4 protein-coding genes are annotated in these 3,542 nt (G+C 62.1%); all 4 read left to right on the top strand.

What is annotated here, in order from left to right:
• The coding region (locus EFD56_RS32285) for a VirB8 family type IV secretion system protein (RefSeq protein WP_164736892.1) at positions 1-633 on the top strand (633 nt) is incomplete at its 5' end.
• Positions 630-1,484, top strand: coding sequence for a P-type conjugative transfer protein VirB9 (gene virB9 / locus EFD56_RS32280; RefSeq protein ID WP_037146719.1), 855 nt, complete (start codon positions 630-632; stop codon positions 1,482-1,484). The genes EFD56_RS32285 and virB9, both read left to right, overlap by 4 nt.
• Before the next feature lie 8 nt (positions 1,485-1,492).
• On the top strand, positions 1,493-2,668 hold the full coding sequence (gene virB10 / locus EFD56_RS32275) for a type IV secretion system protein VirB10 (RefSeq protein ID WP_126907124.1): 1,176 nt from the start codon (positions 1,493-1,495) through the stop codon (positions 2,666-2,668).
• A gap of 8 nt (positions 2,669-2,676) precedes the next feature.
• Positions 2,677-3,542, top strand: an 866-nt coding sequence (gene virB11 / locus EFD56_RS32270; protein WP_126907123.1) for a P-type DNA transfer ATPase VirB11, incomplete at its 3' end; no start/stop codon positions are given.

The following is a 3,542-nucleotide window of genomic DNA, read 5'->3' as shown; positions in this document are numbered from 1 at the left end:
GCCCGCCGGTTCGATCAGGACCGGATGATGCAGGTTGAACGTTCCGCCCGCATTGCCTGGTTCGTCGCCGTTTCCGCCGGCGTCCTTGCTGCTGCCTCCGTCTTTGCCATTGCCGGCCTCACGCCTCTGAAAACCGTCGAACCCTTCGTCGTGCGGGTCGACAATTCAACAGGCATCGTCGACGTGGTCTCGGCGCTGACATCCACCGCCGGCACCTACGACGAGGCCGTCACCAAATATTTTGCGGCCAAATACGTCCGCGCCCGCGAAGGTTACGTCTGGAGCGAGGGCGAGGAGAATTTCCGGACGGTGGCATTGCTGTCGACGCAGCCGGAGCAAACGCGGTTTTCAGCGCTCTATCGCGGCAGCAATCCGGATTCGCCGCAGAACATTTATGGCCGCAGCGCGACCGCGCGGATCAACATCGTTTCCATCTCGCTGATCAACGCCAACGTTGCATCCGTCCGCTATATGAGGACCGTGACCCGTGGTGACGAGGTGCGCACCACGCACTGGGTTGCGACCCTGACCTTTTCCTACGCCAACGCGCCGATGTCCTCAACCGATCGGCTGATCAATCCGCTCGGCTTCGTCGTCAGCGAATATCGCGCCGATCCGGAGGCCATCAATTGAGATCGCACGTTTTCCTTCCGCTTATCCTTGCCGGCAGCCTCTCCTCGCCGGTGCTCGCCCTCGAAACACCACGCGGTGCGGCGCAGGATAGCCGCATTCGCTTCGTCGATTATCAGCCCTATAACATCACCAAGGTGGTCGGCACGCTCCGCTCCTCCGTTCAGATCGAATTCGCCGCCGATGAAGAAATCGCCCATGTCGCGCTCGGCAACAGCGTTGCGTGGGAGGTGGCGCCGGCCGGCAACATTCTTTTCCTGAAGCCTCGGGAAAATCAGCCGGTGACGAATATCTCGGTCGTGACGACACGGCGGGATGGATCGACCCGCAGCTATCAGATGGAGCTCACCGTCCGTGACGGCAGCGTCGAGGCCGGGCAGAACACCTATTTCTATGTGAAATATCGCTACCCAGCTGACGAAGCCGAGCGGCGCCGGCAGGAGGCAGTTACGCGTGCCCAGGCGGCGCAGGCCGGCGAGGCCGATCGCGTACTTGCCCTTCATGAAGCTTTTGGACCGCGCAATTGGCGCTATTCGGCGCAGGGATCCCAGGCGCTCGAGCCGCAAGCCGTTTATGACAACGGCAAGGTCACGAGCTTCGCCTTTGTCGGCAACCAGGAAATGCCGGCGATCTATATGGAAAACTCCGACGGCAGCGAAAGCCTGGTTCCGAAGTCCGTAGACGGAAATCTCGTCCTCGTTCATGCGATCAGCCGCAAGTTCATCCTGCGCCGGGGAGGCGACGTCCTCTGCGTCTTCAACGAAGCCTACGATCGCGTCGGCATCAATCCCGAGACCAACACGACGTCACCATCGGTCGAGCGCGTCGTCAAGGCGCCGCAAGATGCGCAATAGGAGGGGGCATGGTCGAGGAAGAGATTATCCAGATCCCCGGTGAGCGCGCCGAGACGTCGGCCGGCGGCCGGCTCGACAACAATCCCATCCTCAAACGCGGCGCTGTCGCTGTCGCGATGGTGGTCTTTGTCGCCTTCGCGCTCTGGTCGATGCGCGGGCAGGACAAACCGTCGGATAGTGCCCAGCCCGAACGGGTGGTCATCCGCCAGACTTCGGATTTCGAACCGGCCAAGGAGCCGGTCCAGCCGACAGCGACTCTGCCGCAGGTCCAGCTCCCGACGCCTGTTGCTACCGAACAGGCGCCGACGGACGATGACAAACTGCTCGATGCTGCCCGCCGTGCGCCGGTCATCGCTTATGGCGGCGAGAAGGCGCCATCGACTCGGCGCCAGGATCAGGACAGGACCTCGGATCAAGCCTCGGACTACGTGCAGCTCGGCGCCAATCCCGGCGGCTTCGCCTCGCAGGGCGAAAACGAAGACCAGCGCTTCAACCGCTTGCTGACGCCGACGCAGTTGCAGGGATCGCGCGCCGGCACGCTGGGCAACCGCGATTTCATCGTCGCGATGGGGACATCCATTCCTTGCGTTCTCGAGACCGCGCTCTCCTCCGATCAGCCGGGGTTCACCAGCTGCGTCATCAACCGCGACGTTCTCTCGGATAACGGCCGCGTCGTGCTGATGGAAAAAGGCACGCAGGTCGTCGGTGAATATCGCGGCGGCATCCGCCGTGGACAGAAGCGCCTGTTCGTCCTCTGGAACCGGGCGAAGACCCCGAAGGGCGTGATCATCACTTTGGCGTCGCCGGCAACCGATGCCCTCGGCCGGGCCGGCGTCGACGGCTATGTCGACACCCATTGGTGGGAGCGTTTCGGCAGCGCGATCCTGCTGTCGATCGTCGGCGACACGACCTCCTACGCCAGCAGCCGGCTGCAGGACAGCGATGTCGAAGCGCAAAACACCACCAGCGCCGGCCAGCAGGCCGCGGCGATCGCCGTCGAGCAATCGATCAACATTCCGCCGACCCTCATGAAGCATCAGGGCGAGCTGGTTTCGATCTTCGTCGCGCGTGATCTCGATTTCTCCAGCGTCTACCGGCTTCGCGTAACGGAGCCCGGCAACCGCATCTACGACCGCGCCGTGCTCGGAGATTTCGCGCCGACGTCGAAGATCGTGACAAAATAGGTTCGACGATGACTGAAGCTCCGGACTCCGCAGTCGTGCGCGAATTGCTTTCGCCTCTCTCGCCGTTCCTTCGCGACAAGACGTTCTATGAGGTCATCGTCAATCGACCCGGGCAAGTCGTCACGGAGGGCGGGGAGGGATGGCAGACCTACGACATGGCGGAACTATCCTACGACAGGCTGATGCGTCTCGCGCGGGCGGTCGCGAGTTTTTCCAATCAATCGATCGACGAGACACGGCCGATCCTGTCGGCGACCTTGCCGGATGGCGAGCGGATCCAGATCGTCATTCCGCCGGCAACGACGAAGGGAACCGTCAGCATCACCATACGCAAGCCATCCTCCGTGTCGCTGACCCTCGAGGATCTCGACCATGGAGGATTGTTCGCCGATGTCGCGCTGGCCGAAGGCGACGGAGGGCGATGGGACAAAAGCCTGTTGGATTACTATCGGGTCGGCGCCTATAAGGCGTTTCTCCGGGAGGCGGTGTTTGCAAGAAAGAACATCATCATTTCCGGCGCCACGGGCTCTGGAAAGACCACCCTGTCGAAAGCGCTGATCCGTTATATTCCGCAAAGCGAGCGGATCATTTCGATCGAAGACACACCGGAGCTGGTGGTCCCGCAGCCCAATCACGTTCGGCTCTTTTATTCCAAGGGCGGGCAGGGGCTCGCCAAAGTCGGCGCCAAGGACCTGCTCGAATCCTGTCTGCGCATGCGGCCCGACCGCATCCTGCTGCAGGAGCTGCGAGACGGCACGGCTTTCTACTACATTCGCAACATCAACTCCGGCCATCCGGGCTCGATCACGACGGTTCACGCCGATTCCACCCGGCTTGCCTTCGAGCAACTGACATTGCTGGTCAAGGAGTCGGA

Origin of the sequence: Rhizobium phaseoli, assembly GCF_003985125.1 — a bacterium.
GTDB lineage: Bacteria > Pseudomonadota > Alphaproteobacteria > Rhizobiales > Rhizobiaceae > Rhizobium > Rhizobium phaseoli.
Note: the sequence above shows the minus strand (reverse complement) of the source record. Positions and strands in the feature narration are given on the sequence as shown.

Coding starts and splice junctions, on each gene's coding strand:
- virB10 (WP_126907124.1), top strand. CDS start 1,493: ATGGTCGAGGAAGAGATTATCCAGATCCCCGGTGAGCGCGCCGAGACG.